Source organism: Methylocystis sp. Uni0008, from assembly GCF_056838045.1.
Genome location: NZ_CM166370.1, coordinates 2,257,087 through 2,274,910, shown reverse-complemented (window position 1 = coordinate 2,274,910; position 17,824 = coordinate 2,257,087). Strand labels below are relative to the sequence as shown.

Here is a 17,824-nt window from a genome sequence, read left to right as displayed (position 1 = left end):
TTTTTTCTTTCCTAAAGCGTCTTCAGGAAGCTTGAATAGGAGGGTTCGTCCATCAGCGCAGCGCATTCGGCCGGATCGCTGACCCGCAGCTTCACCAGCCAGCCCCGTCCGAGTGGATCGTCATTGACGAGTGCCGGCGTTTCGCCGAGTTCCGGATTGATCTCGACGACTTCGCCGCTGATCGGCGAATAGACTTCGCTCGCGGCCTTGACGCTCTCGATGACGGCGATCTCCTTGCCCTTAGCGACCTTCTTGCCGACTTCGGGCAGTTCGATGAAGACGATGTCGCCGAGCTGCGACTGCGCATAGTCCGAGATTCCCAGCGTCGCGACCTCGCCGTCGATCGCGATGTATTCATGATCCTTGGAGTAGCGGAGATCGCTCATCTCGCGTCCTTCCCAGCTGGCGTTTTGAAATAGCGATGCGGCACGAAGGGCAGAGCGGCCACGTCGGCCTCGATGCGTTTATCGCGCAACGTCGCCGATAGCGTCGCCCCGACATGTGAACAATCGCTGGCGACATAGCCCATTGCGATGGGGCGTTGCAGCGTCGGCGAAAAGCCGCCCGATGTCACGCGGCCCGCGCTGTCGCCGTTCGGGGCATGGAGTTCCGCGCCTTCGCGCAGCGGCGCCTTTGTCCGCGGCAGAAGTCCGACGCGCCTGCGCGCAGGACCCTGTTCAAACGCCAGCCGAATGCGCTCGAAACCGGGAAATCCGCCCTCAATGCGCCGGCGCTTGCCGATCGACCAGCCAAGCCCCGCTTCGACCGGATCCGTCGTCTCGTCGAGGTCGTGGCCGTAAAGCGGCAGGCCGGCCTCCAGACGCAGCGCGTCGCGCGCGCCGAGCCCGGCGGGCGCGACGTCTTCATGCGACAGCAGGAGGCGCGCGAGGTCTTCCGCTTGTTCGACGCGCACCGACAGCTCAAATCCGTCTTCGCCCGTATAGCCGGTGCGCGACACGAAGAGCGGCGCGCCGCCGAAGTCGAAGGCGCGCCATCCCATGAAAGGAAGGTCCTCGGCGCCGGGGAGGAGTGCGCCGAGGACCGCAGCCGCGCGCGGGCCCTGAAGGGCGAGAAGCGCGCGGTCTAACGGATTGAAATCGAATCGCCGCAGCGCGGCTTCGAGGAGCGCGAAATCGTCATGTTTGCGCCCCGCGTTGACGACCAGCAGGAGCCGCTCCTCGACGCCGGGCAGGCGCGTGACGAGAAGATCGTCGAGAATGCCGCCCTGCTCGTTGAGGAGCTGCGTGTAGCGCGTGCGTTCCGGCGCAAGCGAAACCAGGTCCGCAGGACTCAGACTTTCGAGCGCCCGCACGACGCCCGCGCCGGCGAGGATCGCCTGTCCCATGTGCGAAACATCGAAGAGGCTTGCCGCGCGCCGCGTATGCAGCGTTTCGGCGACGATGCCCTGCTCATATTGAAGCGGCATGTCGTAGCCGGCGAACGGCGCCATGCGCGCGCCAAGGCGCAGATGCACGGCATCGAGCAGCAGTTTGGCCAGCGCGGGAGGCGCAGCGGTCGCGACGTCGAGTTCGGTCACCATCAACTCCGGCGGAACATGGCTCGCACAGCAAAGCCGAACTTTGCTGCACGCCCCCTCTGTCCGGTGACCTGAGAGATTTCCCTGCGCCGAAGCGGAGGTTACGCCCGTCGGTGGGCGAAACGCTTGCGCGCTTCGCCGCTTTCCAGAGTTTAGGCTTCCTCGCGGTCCTTTGGCCTGAGCGTTTCCGGGGCGGTTTCGCCTTCGGCGCCGGCGCGAGCGCCGGACTCTCCCGCGATGAAGTTAGACCTCGATCCAAGATGTGGGCGATTCGCGCAATCGTCAATCCCGACGGCTGCGCGTTTTTTCCGCAGCAGGGCGATAACGATCAGTTAACCAAGTCGCGCGCTTCAGTGGCGCTTGGGCGTCCGCATGCGATAAACGCCGTCGCCGTCGCGCTCGAAGGTCTCGTCGACCTGGGGATGGCGCACCGGTCTGTTGCTGTCGTCGGGCAGCAGATTTTGCTCCGACACATAGGCGACATATTCGGTTTCGGCGTTCTCGGCGAAGAGATGGTAGAAGGGCTGATCCTTATGCGGACGCAGCTCTTCGGGAATCGACAGCCACCATTCTTCCGTGTTGGCGAACACCGGGTCGACGTCATAGATCACGCCGCGAAAAGGATAGCGGCGATGCTTGACCACCTGGCCGATGGCGAATTTGGCGATGCTCTCCCGCGGCATTTAAAAAGCGCCCTTAACACGCTGTTTACGCGCTTTTTAGTAGCGCAGCCGGGGCGCTGGCGTCAATTGCGGCGCCTCGTCGCCGTCACGCTCTAGAGGCCGTAGATCTTCGCGAAGTCGGCGTCTTTGGCGGCGACCTGCTTGGCGAGATCGACCACGACCTTGCACTGCTTCCACGTCGCGTCGTCCTGCATGCGGCCATCGATCATCACCGCGCCGGTGCCGTCCGGCATGGCTTCGAGCACCCGCTTGGCGAAGGCGACTTCCTGCGGATCGGGCGAGAAGACCTTCTTGGCGATGGCGATCTGGGACGGATGCAGCGACCAGGCGCCGGCGCAGCCGAGCAAAAAGGCGTTGCGGAACTGCGCCTCGCAGGCCGGCGCGTCCGAGAAATCGCCGAAGGGGCCGTAGAACGCCTTGATGCCGGCTGAAGCGCAGGCGTCGACCATCTTGGCGATTGTGTAATGCCAGAGGTCCTGCTGGAAGGAAGCCCGCAGGCCCTGGCCCGGCTCGGCGTCGGCGATCACCTTATAGTCCGGGTGGCCGCCGCCAACCCGGGTGGTCTTCATCGCGCGCGAGGCGGCGAGATCGGCGGGCCCGAGCGAAATGCCATGCATGCGCGGCGAAGCCGAAGCGATGGCGTCGACATTCTTGACGCCCTCGGCCGTTTCCAGGATCGCGTGGATGAGGATCGGCTTTTTCACGCCGTGGCGCGCTTCGAGCTGCGCCAGAAGCTGATCGAGGTAGGCGATGTCCCAGAGGCCCTCGACCTTGGGCAGCATGACGACGTCGAGCTTATCGCCGACCGCGCCGACGACCTCGATCATGTCGTCGAGCGCCCAAGGACTGTTGAGCGCATTCATGCGCGTCCACAGGCCGGTCGAGCCGAAGTCGGTGGACTTGGCCATTTCGATGAAGCCGGCGCGCGCGGCCTCCTTGGCGTCGGCTGGAATCGCGTCTTCCAGATTGCCGAGCACGACGTCGACCTGCTTGACGATTTCAGGAACCTTGGCGCGGAATTTTTCAAGATGCGGGGGCACGAAATGAATCATCCGCTCGACCTTGACGGGCGGCTCCCGCAAAGGCGCCGGGGCGCCGATGGCGAGCGGTCGGTAGAATTGATTGGGCAGTTTCATTCGAGCGCAACTCCGGCGAAAAGTTGCGTCGAGTTAAGCCAGATGCGTCGGCTTGGCAATGCTGGACGGCCTCGGGCGAGCGACCCGGGTCGGTCGCGCGGGGAAGCGCTATCTATCAACGATCGGAGATGAGAGATGACCAAGCCCGCTAGGATCCTGATCATCGCCACCTCAGCCGGAGCGTTCGCCGGAAGCGGCGAGTCGACCGGCCTGTGGCTCGAAGAACTGACGACGCCCTATTACGCCTTCAAAGACGCGGGCGCCGATGTGACGGTCGCATCGATGGCGGGCGGCGCCATTCCGATCGATCCGCGCAGCGTCAAACAGCCCGGCGAAAACGAGGAATCCGTCGAGCGCTATCTCTCGGATCCGGAGTTGCAGCGCGCGGTGGAGGAATCCTCGCGCTTCGAGTCTCTGGATACTGACGCTTACGACGCGGTTTTCCTGCCCGGCGGCCACAGCGCGATGTTCGATTATCCCAGTAGCCTTGCGCTGGCGGATCTGATCGCGCGCTTCGCACGTGACGGCCGGGTCGTCTCGGCCGTGTGCCATGGTCCTGCAGGACTTGTTTCGGCCAGGACGACGGAGGGCGCGCCGTTTGTCCGAGGCCGCACGGTGGCGGGTTTCACCGACAGCGAAGAACGGACCGTCGGCCTGGAGGACGCCGTGCCTTTCCTGCTCGAGACGAAATTGCGCGAACTCGGCGCACGCTACGTTTCGGGGCCGGATTTCGCAGCTTTCGCCGTGCGCGACGGCGATCTGGTCACGGGTCAAAATCCCGCGTCCGCAGCGAAAACCGCGGCGCTCGTCATGGAGGCGCTCGCGGATCGCGCTCGGCGCGCTGCATAGCGGGCCGTCAGCCGGCGACAGCGTCCCACAGAAGCTTCACATTGAGCACGATGATCGCCGTCGCGATGAGGCCCGCCAGCGCGGTGGTGCGCCGCGGCGCGACGAGTTCGCCCATGACCCTGCGCTGCGCCGTGAAGGCGACGAGCGGCACCACGGCGAAGGGCAGCGTCACGCTGAGCGCCACCTGGCTCAGGACGAGAAGCTGCGCGGTCGCCGACTCGCCGGCGTAAAGCGTCACCCCGATCGCCGGAGCGATGGCGATGCAGCGGGTGATGAAGCGGCGCAGCGCCGGCTTCATCCGCAGCCGCACGAAACCTTCCATCACGATCTGGCCGGTGAGGGTGGCGGTCACAGTGGAGTTGAGACCGCAGGCGATCAGCGCTACGGCGAAGAGCGTCGCCGCGATCGGCTGGCCGAGCAGCGGCGCGATGAGCCTGTAGGCTTCGCCCAGCTCGGCGACTTCGGTGTGGCCGGTCGTGTGGAAGACGGCGGCCGCAAGAACGAGTATGGCGCCGTTGACGAGCAGCGCGAGAAGCAGCGCCAGCGTGCTGTCGATCACCGCGAAGCGGATCGCCTCGCGCTTCTTGTCGAGCGGCTCGGCGACGTTGCGCGTCTGCACGACGAAGGAGTGCAGAAAGAGGTTATGCGGCATCACCGTCGCGCCGAGAATGCCAAGGCCGATGTAGAGCATCTCGGGATCGGTGAAGAAGCGCCCCGTGGGAACGAGTCCTTGCGCGACCTGCGCGAGATCGGGACGCGCCAATATGAGCTGCGCGGTGAAGGAAAAGGCGATGAGCGCCAGCATCGCCACGACGAACAGCTCGATCTTGCGAAAGCCGGCCCGCTCCAGCGCTAGGACCAGAAACGTGTCGAGCACGGTGATGAGTATGCCGACCGCGAGCGGCAGGCCGAACAGCAACTGCAGGCCGATCGCGGTGCCGATCACTTCTGCGAGGTCCGTGGCGAAAATGCCGACTTCCGCCAGGATCCAGAGCCCGACGGCGGCGGGGGCCGAGTAATGCTTGCGGCAGGCCTGCGCGAGGTCCAGCTCGGCGCCGACTCCAAGGCGCGCCGCAAGGGATTGCAACACGATCGCCATCAGGCTCGACAGCACGGCGACGAACAGCAGAGCGGTGCCGAACTTCGAGCCGCCGGCGAGCGCGGTCGCCCAGTTACCCGGGTCCATATAGCCGGTGGCGACGAGATAGCCGGGGCCGAGAAACACGAAGAGCCGCCGCAGGAACGCGCCGCCTTCAGGCACATGCACGGATCGGCGCATGTCGCCGCGCGGCGGAACGGGCGCTTGGGCGGTCGTCGCTGGCGTCACATTTTTCTCCCTGGCGGCGCCGGCGCCGGCCCGACACTAGATCTCCGGTAGGAGTTTTTTCTCGGCAAGAAGTTTCGCCTTACGGCGTTCCTTTGTCACCCATGTAAATCGCGCGCGCAAAATTTCATGTGCGATTGAAGCCGCGTCGCCGCGGCTGCGGCTTGTCGAGCGCGACTGTAGAAGGCATGTTCTCGAGCTGAGCCGCTGTGACGTAGAAACAGCGCGAACGGCGATCGCCATAGAGTCGCGATCCATGCTCAACAGCGGGGGCTTATAGATGTTCTCATTGACGATCCCGATCAGCTCGGAAGGCGGACATACGAGCTTTCACAACAACGTGCCCGATCCCGTGACCTCGGGCGCCGAACTGCCGACGTTCAAGTTCGAGCTGGAAAAATCCCAAGGGCGCGTCGACGGCGCGAGCTATGGCAAGGAAGCGACCGTCGCGCAGCTGCCAATCTCCAAGGATATCGCCGGAGTATCGATGCGCATGGAGCAGGGCGTCATGCGCGAACTGCACTGGCATGCGACCGCGGCCGAGTGGGGCTTCGTCACCGAGGGCCGGGTGCGCACCACCGTCATCGACCCGGCGGGCTGTTCGGAGACCAACGATTTCGAGCCGGGCGATCTCTGGTATTTCCCGCGCGGCCATGGCCATGTCATCGAGACGCTCGGGAAAGACCTGTGTCATTTCATCCTTGTCTTTGACAACGGCTATTTCTCCGAATTCGGCACGTTCAGCATCAGCGACTGGATCGGCCACGCGCCAAAGGAGCTGCTCGCGAAGAATTTCGGCGTTCCCGCGTCGATCTTCGACAGCTTCCCCAAGCAGGAGGTCTATTTCGCCAGGGGGAATGTGCCGCCGGAGACGCCGTCGCCGCCGCTGCAGGGATGGAAGCCGCCGCCGCTCACCCATAAATACGGCCTGCTGTCGCAAAAGCCCTTCGAGACGTTCCCGGGCGGAATCGAATGGCGCGTCGACGGCTCTCAGTTCCCGATCTCGACGACGATGACCGGCGTGGTGCTGGAAATGGAGCCGGGCGCTTTGCGCGAACTGCATTGGCATCCCAACGCGTCGGAATGGCAATATGTGCTGAGCGGTCAGCTCTGCGTCACGCTCTTTGGGTCAAAGGGACGCTGGCGCCAGGAGACCTTCTCGAAGGGCGACGTCGGCTATATTCCCCAGGGCATGGGTCATTCGCTGGAGAACGTCGGAACCGAGAAAGTGCGCGTGCTCATCGTCTTCAACAACGCGCATTATCAGACGATCGATCTGTCACAGTGGATCGCCGGCAATCCGGTCGACATTCTCGCGACGAATTTCGGCCAGGACCCCTCGGTCTTCGAGAAATTCCCGCGCAGGGACGTCTTCATGACGAAGTGAGTGCAAGAGGCTCGCGTCAGCGAGCCTCTCTACGCCGTCATTTGCTGACTTTGCGCAGCAGCGCCTCGAGTCCCTCGGGGAAGATCAGATCATGCGAGACGGCGATCTCGTCGGCGCTCCACCAACGCCAGCCGAGCACGTGGATCTTTTCTTCCTCGGTCAGGTCGCGCGGGTCGGGCGCGAAGCGCTCGGTGCGGATCAGGTAGTAGCGCTCGACCGCCTGATGCCAGTCGTCGCCGATCTCCATGGGGAATTCGCGCGTGGCGACGACCGGACCCGGATTCAGAACGGTCAAGCCCGTCTCTTCGTATACCTCTCTGCGCAACGTCGACTCGAAGCCTTCGCCTTCCATGACGGCGCCGCCCGGCGTGGCCCAGAAGTGATGATGCCCGAGCGCGAGGAAATGCGGCGTCAGCCCGCCGGCGTAGCGCATCAGCAGGACGTCATTGTCATGATCGACGATGAGCGCGCGGGCGGCTTCGCGCCGGGGCAGTTCACGGCCGTCCCATGGCGCGGCGATTTCCGCGCGGCCCTCCGGCGTCGCCCAGTCGACGAGCGACCATTTCCCGTCCTCATAGGCAATCCAGTTCGGCGTGGCGTTGAGCACCGGATGTTCGCGCTTCTCGTCGAGCTTCTTGCCGGCGGCGAGGCGCCAGGCGATGTCGAGCACGCCGGCGTGGGCGACGACAAGCACGGTCTTGCCGGCGCTTTCCCTGGCGATCTGGGTCAAGGCCTTGCGCACCCGCTCGGCGAAATGTTGGAGCGTTTCGCCCTGCGGCGCGGCGAAGTCCGGCTTGCGCGTCAGATAGTTCGGATAGATATCGGCGTGCGTCGCCTGCACTTCGGCGTGCGTGTGCCCCTGCCAGACGCCGTCGTCCTTCTCGCGGAGGGCCGGGGTCTTGGCGACCTCCAGGCCGCGCACGCCGGCGATCGGCGTCGCTGTGGCGAGCGCGCGGCGCAGGTCGCTCGAATACACTCTGTCGAAATGCGCGCCGGCGAGCTCCCTCGCCAGGGCCGCCGCCTGCGCGCGGCCGCGCGCGTTGAGCGCGATGTCGAACTGGCCTTGAAAGCGTCTTTCGATATTCCAGTTGGTCTCGCCGTGGCGCGCGAGACACAGAAGCGTACGGGGCATGTCGTTTCGGGATTTAAGGCGCAGGAGCCGCTGTGCAAAGCCGCCCGGCGTCCATGTGTGCGGCGCCGGGCGTTCTAGGGCTTTGGCGTGCAAAAGTCAGTCCGCATTCGGGGGGACGCGGCGAATAACCGCGGATGTCCTAGTGCCTCAGGCCGGTGGTGAACTCCCCGGCGCGCAGCTTGGCGGGAAGCGTTTCGGCGAAGGCGGCCACGCAGTCCTCGCCGTAGGTCGCGACCAATTCGCGCAAGGCCGCGGTCAGAGCGGCATGGGCGAAGGAATCGCCTTCGATCCCCGCGAGAATGGCTTCAGCGAAGGCCTCGGTGACATAGTCCAGAGCGGCTCGGCGCTGGTCCCCGCCCGAGTCGCAGAGCGCGGCGACGTCCAATTGGTTCATGCCGGCACTCTAGAGAAGGCGCCTGCAGCGCGCGAGCCGAGGCTCGCCAGACGGTTAATTTCCGCGGCTTAGCTTAAGGGTTGCCGTAGCGATAAGTGATATCCCGGCTGAGCCGCGAGGCTTCCGTAAGATAACGCGAGATGACCGTCTTGGCGTTGGGCGTACAGGCCCGGTAGGTCAGCTCATAGCCGCGAAATCCGCGGTTGAAGGAGGCCATCAGCTTCTGGCGCCGCGATCCGCTGGGGGCGTCGGCGTCGAGCAGCGCCGCCATTTTCCCGCGCCATTCCTCGCCGTCGCCGGCGCCGCACAGATCGCGCAGGAAGGCGAGGGCGCCGAGAACCTCGGAGAGTCGCGTGATCTGAGGCTCGTAGGGCGGCGGCGGCCGCTCGGGTCCGCTCGGCGCCTGGGTTCCCGTCGACGCCGTACCGGCGGGCGCGCCTGGGGCGCCCGGCGCCTGCTGCTGATCGCGGCGCTTGCTCTGGCTCTGCGCGTCGCTGTCCCGCTTACGCGGCGGCGGACGCTCTCGCCTCGGTTCGGGCGCACGCCGCGCGCGGCGCGGACCGTCGAAGCCGCCGAACAGGAAATCGAAGGGATCTTGCGCGGCCGCTTCCGCCGAGAGAAGCGTCGCGGCCGCCGCCGCGACGAGCGCCGCCGTCGCGCGCTTTGCTTGCGCCGTCATGGATAGAGCCGCTCCTTTCGCCAATCTTCGCCAGGCGCCGTCCGGTAGAAGCGGACCCGGTCATGTAGCCTGAACGGCCGGTCGGACCAGAATTCCATCGCGATCGGCGCGATTCGAAAGCCTCGCCAGTAGGCGGGCCGGGGTATCGCGCCTATCGCATATTTGGCGGCGAAGGCGGCGACCGATTTTTCGAGCGCGAAACGGCTTTCCAGCGGCCGCGACTGCTGGCTCGCCCAGGCGCCGATGCGCGAGTCGCGCGGGCGGCTGGAGAAATATTCGTCCGCCTCGACGTCGCTGACCGGGCTGACGGGGCCGCGCAGCCGCACCTGCCGGCGAAGCGACTTCCAGTGAAAGAGACCCGCCGCCTGCATATTGGCCTCGAGCTGGCGCCCTTTGGCGCTCTCGGCGTTGGTGTAGAATACGAAGCCGTCGGGCGTCCATTCCTTCAGGAGCACCATCCGCGCGTCGGGAAGGCCGCCGGCGTCGGCGGTCGCCAAGGCCATCGCCTCGGGATCATTCGGCTCTTTGGCCTTCGCTTCCTCGAACCATTGTCCAAACAACGCGAAAGGTTCGGTGGCGTCGACAAAGTCACCCGGCGTTAACGCGTTCAAGCGAGAATCCTCTCTAAGCCGAGTCAAAAGATCGGCGCTTCGAAGGTGGCGCTTTGCAGTTCCAGCGCGTCAGACATACCGCCGCTTGCGTCATTGCTCAAATGCCGCGCGGCGCAAGGCTTGTTGTCCTCACAGCGACAGCTGGCGGCCTCGCCGGCTGCTCGATCGCCGTGCCCATGGCCTCGGAACCCTCGCCGATGTGGAGTTCCGAGCGGGTGGCGTCGGACGTCACCGGCGCGATTCCGAAATCCCCGCCGAAATTGTCGCGCGCGCTCGATTCCGAAGATCAGCGCCGCGCCATTGCCGCGATGAGCACCGCGCTCGATCCGCAGGGGAGCGGCGCGAGCGTCAATTGGGACAATCCGCAGACTGGCGCCAAGGGCTCCTTCACGCCGGCCGGACAGCCCTATCCCGCCGAGGGCAAAATCTGCCGCGCCTTCCACGCCAACATCGCGGTGAACGAGACTCAGGAAAGCCTCGAGGGCGCGGCCTGTCGGGACAAGACCGCCGAATGGGCGCTCACCGAGGTAAAGCGCAAGAAAGGATGACATGTCGGCGCCCTTCGGCAGACGGCTCGTTATAACGACCATCGCGGCGATGCTGGCGATCCCGGCGTATTTTGTCCTCGCCCGCGCCGTCACAGCGTGGCGGCAGGGCTACGACTGGGCGGAAATGGACTGGGACGACAAGGGCCATACGTCGATCGCGGACTTCCTGCGCGCCGCCGACGTCGGCAAGCGTCCGGTCGACGTCGGCGGCCAGTCCTGCGTCGAATATTTCCTTTACCGGGAAGGCATGACCGTGAAGATCGTCTGCCCGCGCGGGTGAAACGCTAAAGCAGCACGCCCGGGTTCAGGATCCCCTTCGGGTCGAGCGCCGCCTTGATCGCGCGCATGGCGTCGAGCGCCACGGGGTCCTTCGTCTGACGCAACAGATCGCGTTTCAGCCGCCCGATGCCATGTTCGGCTGAGATCGAGCCGCCGAGTTCGCGCACGACGCCGTGCACGATCGCGTTGACATCCGCCCAGCGCGCCAGGAACTCGGCCTTGTCGCCGCCGACAGGCTGGGAGACGTTATAGTGGATGTTGCCGTCGCCCATGTGCCCGAAAGGCACAGGCCGCGCCTGCGGGAAGGCGGCGGCGAGCTTTTGTCCCGCCTCCGCGATGAAGCGCGGAATTTCATTCACCGGAACGGCGATGTCGTGCTTGATCGAGCCGCCCTCGCGCTTTTGCGCTTCCGACATGCTTTCGCGCAGCTTCCATAAGGCCTGCGCCTGATCCAGCGATTGCGCGAGCGTCGCGTCCTGCGCCATGCCGGCGTCGAGCGCCGCGGTCAGGATCTCGGTCGAGACGCGCTCGGCCTCGCCATCCGAGAAGCCCGCAAGTTCGACAAGCGCATACCAGCCGTGGCGCTCGGCCAGGGGATCGCGGCTTCCCGGGATGTGGCGCAGAACAAGATCCAGCCCCAGTCGCGACAACACCTCGAAGGCGTTGAGCATCGGACCGGCGCGTCCCTTGACGAAGTTCAGGAGCTGCAGCGCCTCGGCCGGATCGCGAAGTCCGAGAAAGGCGACGGCGCGTGAGCGCGGCCGCGGAAAAAGCTTCAGCGTCGCGGCCGTGATGACGCCGAGCGTTCCTTCCGATCCGACAAAGAGCCGCGTCAGATCGTAGCCGGTGTTGTCCTTGCGCAGCGCGCCGAGCATCGACAGCAGGCGCCCGTCAGCCAGCGCGACCTCGACGCCGAGCACGAGGTCGCGCATCGATCCGTGGGCGAGTACATGCACGCCGCCGGCGTTGGTCGCGAGATTGCCGCCGATGGTGCAGCTGCCTTCCGAGGCGAGCGACAGCGGAAAATAGCGGTCGGCGCCGAGCGCCGCGTCCTGCGCTTGCGACAGGGTGACGCCGGCCTCGACTGTCATGGCGTCCGCCGTCGCATCGACGGCGCGAATCCTGTTGAGCCGTTCGAGCGAGAGCACGACCGCCGTGGCGCTCGGGTCGGGAGTCTGGCCGCCGACGAGACCGGTGTTGCCGCCCTGGGGCGTTACGCATGTCCCGGTTTCATTGCAGAGCGCGAGAATGTCAGCGACTTCACGCGCGCTTCCCGGCTTGAGAACACAAAGCGCGCGCCCATGATAGAGGTCGCGGGGCTCGGCCAGGTAAGGGGACATCGCCGTCGCATCGGTGACGACGGCCGCCTCGCCGACAATCGCCGCGAGACGAGAAACGAGAAGAGGCGCGTCAGACCGATTTGCTGTCACAGTCAGTAAGATGCGCCCTTTTTGTCGCGCAGTCCTTAGCGGTAACGGCGGCGACGATTATCTTTTTGACGGGCGTAGACATAAGCGCGCATGGCGACGGGCGCGCTCGCGAGGACGACACTGCACAATGTTGCGGCGATAAGCGCATTCATCATGACGTTCTCCTTCCAGATCACGGAAATCATTGAACTTCCGGCTACGCTGGACCACTTCGCAAATCCTATGCCTGATTTGGCGGGCCGGCAACTCCGCTTTGCGAGAACCGGGTCGCTTCTCGGCGTTTCTTGACTCTCCTGTGACATTCTTGGCACGCAAACGCGCCGAAAACGCCGGCAAATCATCCAAGCAGACGACGTTTGGAGGCCTTGCGAACGGTCGCCCTTTCGAAAATCGCCACGATCTCGACATGCGCCGCATAGCGGAACTGGTCGATCGGCGCGATTTCCCGAATGACGTACCCGCCTTTGAGCAAAATTGCGGCGTCTCGGGCGAAACTTTGTGCACTGCAGGAAACAGCGACGACGGTCGGAACGTCCGATTGCGCGATCTCAGCGGACTGCGCGGCGGCGCCGGCGCGCGGCGGATCGAACACGATCGCGTCGAAGTCATTGAGTTCGCTGGCCCTCAGCGGCCGTGCAAAAAGATCGCGCTCGACGCCATCAAGCCTTCGCAGCCCTTGCGCCGACTGCGCGGCGGCGCGCATCGCCGCGACCGCGGCGGCGTCCAAATCATAGGCTTTCACCTGAGCGCGCTGCGCCAACCGCAGCGCGAAGGCGCCAACGCCGCAAAAGAGATCGGCGATGCTATGAGCCTTCTCCGTCGCCTTTCGAACACGCGCCGCGATCTCCTGTTCGCCGGCTTGCGTGGCCTGCAGGAAGGCGCCGGGCGGCAGCGTGAGCGTCGCCACGCCGATCTGGATTTGTGGCGCATGGCGCAGCGCGACGAGCCTGCCGTGATTCGTCAGCCGCGCCAGACCATGCGCGCCGGCCGCGGCGATCAGCGCGCCGGTTTCCGAATCATCGAGCGGGCCGGCGCCGCGCAGCTCGATGTCCAGACCGCCAAGGGTCGCCGTGACGGCGGTGTCCAGCGGCTTGCCGCGCCGTGCAAGCGTGCCGGCGATGGCGCGGGCGGCGTCGAGCGCGCCTTCGAGTTCGGGCGCAAGCAGGGGGCAGGCGTCGATCTCGACGATCCGATGCGAGCGCGCCGCCATGAAGCCGACGCGCGCCTCGCCAGACTCGAATCGCGCGTGAAAGGTGACGCGGCGGCGTCCGGCGCCATGCGCGTCGACGAGCGGCGCCACGTCGGCCGCTAGTCCGGCGTTGGCGAGCGCCGTTTCGACGAGGCCGCGCTTCCATGCCGCATAGGCGTCGGGGCGAAGCGCCTGCACCGCGCAACCGCCGCAATCCTCAAAGTAAGGACAGATCGGCGGAATGCGCTGCGGCGACGGCTCGATAATATCGACAAGGCGCGCCTTTTCGCCGTCCACATCAGCCGTAACGGTGTCGCCCGGCAACGCGTAAGGAACGAAGACGCGTCGATCGCCGAGCGTCGCGACGCCCTCGCCGCGATGGCCGAGGCGCTCGATGACGAGACGCTGCGGGCTAATCACCCAAGCCCCTCATCTCACTTCTCCCCGCTTGCGGGGAGAAGAGGCGGAAGGCGCAACGCTAACAGCCCCTCTCCCCGCTTGCGGGGAGAGGTAAGGTGAGGGGCCAGGGGATTGGCTCCGCTTTCAACTATTGGCACCATGTATCAAAAATTCCTTATTGCCGTCCCCGCCCGCGATCGGGGAAGGGATGACGCCGCAAACGCGCCAGCCCAGAGCTTCGATCTCCTGTTCTATGCGCGCGCAGACCTGCGCGTGAATCTTCTCGTCGCGCACGACGCCTTTCTTTACGGCGGCCCGGCCCGCCTCGAATTGCGGCTTGATCAGCGCGACCAGATCGGCGCGCGGCGCCGCAAGCGAAAGAACATGCGGCAGCAGGACGCCGAGCGAAATGAAGCTCGCGTCGATCACAATCAGGCTCGGCGCCTCGCGAAGATGCGCCGCCGTCAGCGCGCGCGCGTCCTGCCCTTCAAGCGACGTGATGCGCGCATCTCCACGCAGCCTCTCGTGCAATTGCCCGTGACCGACGTCGACGGCGACGACATGGCGCGCGCCGCGCGCCAGCAGAACGTCGGTGAAGCCGCCGGTCGAGGCGCCGACATCGAGACAAAAGCGCCCTTCAGGATCAACGCCGAAATGGTCGAGCGCATGGGCGAGCTTCACGCCGCCGCGCGACACCCATGGGTACGCCGCGCGCGCGACGATATTTGCGTCGGCGGCGATCGGCTCCGAAGGCTTCTTGACGATGCGTCCGTCGACGCTCACGAGGCCGGCTTCGATCGCCTCGCGCGCCTTGGCGCGGCTCTCGAAAAGCCCTCGCGCATGGAGCGCCGCGTCGGCGCGGCTCGCGGCCATCGTCATTCTCCCGTCTGCAGCAGCGTGCCGGCGCGACGCGCGCTTTTCAGCAGCAGGCCGAAAGCCGCCGATGCCGCCGCAAACAGAAATAAGTCGATCGCGAGACCCTGCGCGAGCAGATCCCAGCGAATGACGCGATCGATCAAAATGCCGCGCAACCCCTCGAAGACATAAGTCGGCGGAAGCATCCAAGAGATCGGCTGCAGCCAATTCGGCAGCGTGCTCACCGGATAATAGACGGCGCCGAGCGGCTGCACGAAAAACATCAGCGACCACACGAGATTTTCCGCGCCAAGCCCGAAGCGCAGCAGAATGCCTGTAACGAAGAGCCCGATGCTCCAGGCGAAGAACATCAGCACGACGAAGAATGCGGCGAAAGCCACCCCGAGCGCCCAGAGATTGAAGCCGAAGAACAGGATCGCCATGATCGTGACGGGAAACACGCCCACGGCAAGCCGAATGAGACTCATCGTAACGAGCGCGCCGACGAATTCCACCGGCCGCAGCGGACTCATCAGAATGTTCGGCAGGTTGCGCGACCACAGCTCCTCGATGAAGGAGAAACAGAAGCCTTGCTGGCCGCGCAGCAGTATGTCCCACAGGAGAATGGCGCCGATGAGCGTGCCTGCGGCCTGCGCCGCGCCGCCGGGCGCCGCGAGCGCCCCGGCGCGCACCAGATAGGTCTGCAGAAACCCCCAGGTGAGGAGCTGCACGGCCGGCCAGTAGATGATGTCGAGCACGCGGGTGTATGACGCGCGCAAGAGATAGGCGTAGCGCAGCACCATCGCGCCGACGCGCTTGAAGGAGAAATTCATGCCGCCGCTCCGTCGACGCGGCCGCGGGCGACATCGAGAAAGACTTCTTCGAGCGTGTCGCGGCCGTAGCGCGCGAGCAGGTTCGCGGGCGAATCGTCGTCGACGAGGATTCCATCCCTCAGCATCAGCACGCGGTCGCAGAGACGCTCGACCTCGCTCATGTTGTGCGAGGCGAGCAGGATCGCGCAATTATGCGTGCGCCGATGCGCCTCGAGCCGCGCCCGCACCCAGTCCGCCGTGTCGGGGTCGAGCGACGCGGTCGGTTCGTCGAGCAGCAGAAGCTGCGGGTCGTTGATGAGCGATTTGGCGATGGCGACGCGCGTCTTCTGGCCGGCGGAAAGTCGACCCGTCTGACGGTCGAGAAAATCGCCAAGCGCGAGATCCTTCGCCAGCTGCTCGATCTTCTCATCGAGATCCTCGACGTTGTAGAGCATGCCGAAGACGCGCAGATTCTGCCGTACGGTGAGCCGATGCGGCAGGTCGACATAAGGGCTCTCGAAGTTCATCCGGCCGAGCGCGCCGTAGCGCTGGCGCGACATGTCGCAGCCGAAAGCGCGGACCGAGCCCTCCGTCGGTTCGATCAACCCCATCACCATGCCGATGGTCGTGGTCTTGCCGGCTCCATTGCCGCCGAGCAGGCCAGTGACGGAGCCGGCGCCAAGCGCGAAATCGAGCGGGCCGACCACGCGGCGTTCGCCATAGCTTTTCGATAGGCCGGCGACGGAGAGCGTCGGCTCTGGCGCTTCTGCGTTTTGGGACATGGGCGTTATTAAGCCTCCCGCGGCCGGGCTCGCAAGGCCGTCACTTCTGGCAGCGGGGACAATAAAAGGTGGAGCGGCCGGATTGAACGACGCGCGTGATCGTTCCCCTGCAGCCTGGCGTCGGGCAGGCCGCGCCTTCGCGGCCGTAGACGCGGAAGCTGTGCTGGAAGTAGCCGAGCGAGCCGTCGATCTGGCGGTGATCGCGCAGCGACGATCCGCCGGCCTGCAGCGCCTCCTTCAGCACGTCCCTGATCGCCTTCGGCAGCCGCGCCAACGCCGCAGACGGCCTGCCGCTTTCCAGGACGAGCGATTTGGCGGCGCGCAGCGGCGAGACGCGCGCGCGATGCAGCGCCTCGCACACATAGATATTGCCAAGTCCGGCGATGAGACGTTGGTCGAGCAGCAGCGCCTTGACCGGCGCCGAGCGCCCGCGGAAGGCGCGCGCCAGGAAGGCCGCGTCGAGCGCGTCGCTCAGCGGTTCGACGCCAAGGCCATGAAAGAGCTTATCGGCGTCGATCGCATGCGTCGCGATGAGCAGCATGTAGCCGAAGCGGCGCGGATCATTGTAGATGACGCGCCGATCGTGTTCGAGATGGAAGACGACGTGATCGTGCGCCGCGCTCTTGTCGCGCTTGTGGTGAAAGACGCCGGGCGTCTCCCCATCGATGCGAAAAGAGCCGCTCATGCCGAGATGCATGATGAGCGACTGGCCGTCATCGAGATCGGCGATCAGATATTTGGCGCGGCGGCGAAGGTCGAGAACGCGCCGGTTCTGAAGGCGGGCCGCGAAGCTTTCCGGAAAGGGAAAGCGCAGATCCTGCCGCGCGAGCTCGACGCGCGCGACGGTCGCGCCGACCAGCGCCGGCGCGAGGCCGCGGCGCACGGTTTCGACTTCGGGCAGCTCAGGCATAAATTCAGCTTCATCCCGTGGGAAGGGCCCGCTCGGCACCGCGGCGCAGGCGTAGCCACCGGCCCGGCGACAGGCTATACCGTCCCCTTCCTTCCTCGTCACCCGAGCGCCTGATGACTGATCGAAGTTCCGAGCGAGATGGCTCGACCCATTTCGGCTATTCCGAGGTTCCCCTGAACGAGAAGCAGGGCCTCGTCGACGACGTCTTCCATAAGGTCGCGCGGCGCTACGACATCATGAATGACCTCATGTCGGCGGGCATGCACCGGCTGTGGAAGGACACGTTGGTCGCTAAGGTCAATGCGCGCGGCCGCAGAGGCTTTCGTCATCTCGACGTCGCCGGCGGCACGGGCGACGTCGCCTTCCGCATCGCCGCCGGCGCGGCGCACGACGCTGAAGTCGTCGTGCTCGACATCAATGGCGACATGCTCGAGGTCGGCCGCGATCGCGCGGGCGAACGCGGGCTTTCCGGCGTCGAGTTCGTGCAGGCCAACGCGGAATCGCTGCCGCTTCCGGACGCGCATTTCGACTGCTACACCATCGCTTTCGGCATCCGCAACGTGCCGCGCATCGACGCTGCGCTTGCGGAAGCCTATCGCGTGCTGAAGCCGGGCGGCCGTTTCCTGTGCCTTGAGTTTTCGCAAGTCGCCGTCCCGGGGCTCGACAAGCTTTATGAGGCCTATTCCTTCAACGTCATTCCGACGATCGGCAAGTTCGTCGCTGGAGACTCGGAGCCCTACCGCTATCTGGTCGAATCAATCCGCAAATTCCCGAGCGCGGAAGAATTCGAACGGATGATCCGCAGAGCGGGCTTTCGCCGCACGGGGTATGAGCGACTGACGGGCGGCGTGGTGGCGATCCATTCCGGCTGGAAGAGCTGATCTCTAA

Annotated in this window: 21 protein-coding genes and 1 riboswitch; of the genes, 5 read left to right on the top strand and 16 right to left on the bottom strand. The window is 65.4% G+C overall.

Features of this window, described 5'->3' with window-relative positions; genetic code table 11:
- Positions 1-11: 11 nt before the first annotated feature.
- From gcvH to AC0X69_RS11315, 4 genes are all read right to left on the bottom strand, one after another.
- The gene (gene gcvH, locus AC0X69_RS11330) at positions 12-386 is read right to left on the bottom strand and encodes a glycine cleavage system protein GcvH (RefSeq protein ID WP_482607675.1); all 375 of its coding nucleotides are present in this window, start codon (positions 384-386) and stop codon (positions 12-14) included.
- Complete coding sequence (gcvT, locus tag AC0X69_RS11325) at positions 383-1,540, bottom strand: glycine cleavage system aminomethyltransferase GcvT (RefSeq protein ID WP_482607674.1); 1,158 nt, start codon at positions 1,538-1,540, stop codon at positions 383-385. The genes gcvH and gcvT overlap by 4 nt, the downstream gene beginning before the upstream one ends.
- A gap of 152 nt (positions 1,541-1,692) precedes the next feature.
- A riboswitch (glycine riboswitch) is annotated at positions 1,693-1,782 on the bottom strand.
- A 105-nt stretch (positions 1,783-1,887) separates the two neighbouring features.
- Entirely contained in the window at positions 1,888-2,220 is a 333-nt protein-coding gene (gene hspQ, locus AC0X69_RS11320) for a heat shock protein HspQ (protein WP_482607672.1), read from the bottom strand.
- 92 nt (positions 2,221-2,312) lie between these two features.
- Positions 2,313-3,356 carry an HpcH/HpaI aldolase/citrate lyase family protein gene (locus AC0X69_RS11315; protein ID WP_482607671.1) on the bottom strand — a complete coding sequence of 348 codons (1,044 nt, stop codon included), beginning with the start codon at positions 3,354-3,356 and terminating at the stop codon, positions 2,313-2,315.
- A gap of 135 nt (positions 3,357-3,491) precedes the next feature.
- Between AC0X69_RS11315 and AC0X69_RS11310 the strand changes: the two genes are divergently transcribed.
- The gene (locus tag AC0X69_RS11310) at positions 3,492-4,205 is read left to right on the top strand and encodes a type 1 glutamine amidotransferase domain-containing protein (protein ID WP_482607669.1); all 714 of its coding nucleotides are present in this window, start codon (positions 3,492-3,494) and stop codon (positions 4,203-4,205) included.
- Between the two features lie 7 nt (positions 4,206-4,212).
- Here the strand turns inward: AC0X69_RS11310 and AC0X69_RS11305 are convergent, their stop codons facing one another.
- Positions 4,213-5,484 carry an Nramp family divalent metal transporter gene (locus AC0X69_RS11305; protein WP_482613379.1) on the bottom strand — a complete coding sequence of 424 codons (1,272 nt, stop codon included), beginning with the start codon at positions 5,482-5,484 and terminating at the stop codon, positions 4,213-4,215.
- Between the two features lie 325 nt (positions 5,485-5,809).
- Between AC0X69_RS11305 and AC0X69_RS11300 the strand changes: the two genes are divergently transcribed.
- Complete coding sequence (locus tag AC0X69_RS11300; protein ID WP_482607667.1) at positions 5,810-6,916, top strand: cupin domain-containing protein; 1,107 nt, start codon at positions 5,810-5,812, stop codon at positions 6,914-6,916.
- Positions 6,917-6,953: 37 nt separating this feature from the next.
- On the opposite strand, the gene AC0X69_RS11295 is transcribed toward AC0X69_RS11300, so the two are convergent.
- The 4 genes from AC0X69_RS11295 to pdxH form a co-directional block, all read right to left on the bottom strand.
- Positions 6,954-8,048, bottom strand: coding sequence for a histidine phosphatase family protein (locus tag AC0X69_RS11295; protein ID WP_482607666.1), 1,095 nt, complete (start codon positions 8,046-8,048; stop codon positions 6,954-6,956).
- 139 nt (positions 8,049-8,187) lie between these two features.
- Positions 8,188-8,442: a hypothetical protein gene (locus tag AC0X69_RS11290; RefSeq protein ID WP_482607665.1), complete on the bottom strand. Its 255-nt coding sequence runs from the start codon at positions 8,440-8,442 to the stop codon at positions 8,188-8,190.
- Between the two features lie 73 nt (positions 8,443-8,515).
- Positions 8,516-9,121, bottom strand: a complete 606-nt coding sequence (locus AC0X69_RS11285; protein ID WP_482607663.1) for a TIGR02301 family protein — start codon at positions 9,119-9,121, stop codon at positions 8,516-8,518.
- Entirely contained in the window at positions 9,118-9,732 is a 615-nt protein-coding gene (gene pdxH / locus AC0X69_RS11280; RefSeq protein WP_482607662.1) for a pyridoxamine 5'-phosphate oxidase, read from the bottom strand. Before pdxH ends, AC0X69_RS11285 begins: the two co-directional genes overlap by 4 nt.
- Before the next feature lie 176 nt (positions 9,733-9,908).
- On the opposite strand from pdxH, the gene AC0X69_RS11275 reads away from it, so the two are divergent.
- Together AC0X69_RS11275 and AC0X69_RS11270 are read left to right on the top strand one after the other, a co-directional pair.
- A complete protein-coding gene (locus AC0X69_RS11275) occupies positions 9,909-10,280 on the top strand; it encodes an RT0821/Lpp0805 family surface protein (protein ID WP_482607660.1) in 372 nt (123 codons plus the stop codon).
- 1 nt (position 10,281) lies between these two features.
- Complete coding sequence (locus tag AC0X69_RS11270) at positions 10,282-10,560, top strand: hypothetical protein (protein WP_482607658.1); 279 nt, start codon at positions 10,282-10,284, stop codon at positions 10,558-10,560.
- A 4-nt stretch (positions 10,561-10,564) separates the two neighbouring features.
- Here AC0X69_RS11270 and AC0X69_RS11265 read toward each other — a convergent pair whose 3' ends face one another.
- From AC0X69_RS11265 to mutM, 7 genes are all read right to left on the bottom strand, one after another.
- The gene (locus tag AC0X69_RS11265) at positions 10,565-11,989 is read right to left on the bottom strand and encodes an FAD-binding oxidoreductase (RefSeq protein WP_482607656.1); all 1,425 of its coding nucleotides are present in this window, start codon (positions 11,987-11,989) and stop codon (positions 10,565-10,567) included.
- 35 nt (positions 11,990-12,024) lie between these two features.
- The gene (locus AC0X69_RS11260) at positions 12,025-12,174 is read right to left on the bottom strand and encodes a hypothetical protein (RefSeq protein WP_482607654.1); all 150 of its coding nucleotides are present in this window, start codon (positions 12,172-12,174) and stop codon (positions 12,025-12,027) included.
- Between the two features lie 152 nt (positions 12,175-12,326).
- Positions 12,327-13,595 (bottom strand): class I SAM-dependent RNA methyltransferase, encoded by a 1,269-nt coding sequence (locus AC0X69_RS11255; RefSeq protein ID WP_482613377.1) that lies wholly within the window; start codon positions 13,593-13,595, stop codon positions 12,327-12,329.
- Positions 13,596-13,721: 126 nt separating this feature from the next.
- Entirely contained in the window at positions 13,722-14,450 is a 729-nt protein-coding gene (locus AC0X69_RS11250) for a TlyA family RNA methyltransferase (RefSeq protein ID WP_482607653.1), read from the bottom strand.
- A gap of 2 nt (positions 14,451-14,452) precedes the next feature.
- Positions 14,453-15,265 carry an ABC transporter permease gene (locus tag AC0X69_RS11245; RefSeq protein WP_482607651.1) on the bottom strand — a complete coding sequence of 271 codons (813 nt, stop codon included), beginning with the start codon at positions 15,263-15,265 and terminating at the stop codon, positions 14,453-14,455.
- Entirely contained in the window at positions 15,262-16,026 is a 765-nt protein-coding gene (locus AC0X69_RS11240; RefSeq protein WP_482607650.1) for an ABC transporter ATP-binding protein, read from the bottom strand. The genes AC0X69_RS11245 and AC0X69_RS11240 overlap by 4 nt, the downstream gene beginning before the upstream one ends.
- A gap of 40 nt (positions 16,027-16,066) precedes the next feature.
- Positions 16,067-16,936 carry a bifunctional DNA-formamidopyrimidine glycosylase/DNA-(apurinic or apyrimidinic site) lyase gene (gene mutM / locus AC0X69_RS11235; RefSeq protein ID WP_482607648.1) on the bottom strand — a complete coding sequence of 290 codons (870 nt, stop codon included), beginning with the start codon at positions 16,934-16,936 and terminating at the stop codon, positions 16,067-16,069.
- A gap of 110 nt (positions 16,937-17,046) precedes the next feature.
- On the opposite strand from mutM, the gene ubiE reads away from it, so the two are divergent.
- Positions 17,047-17,817, top strand: coding sequence for a bifunctional demethylmenaquinone methyltransferase/2-methoxy-6-polyprenyl-1,4-benzoquinol methylase UbiE (gene ubiE / locus AC0X69_RS11230; RefSeq protein WP_482613375.1), 771 nt, complete (start codon positions 17,047-17,049; stop codon positions 17,815-17,817).
- Positions 17,818-17,824: the final 7 nt, after the last annotated feature.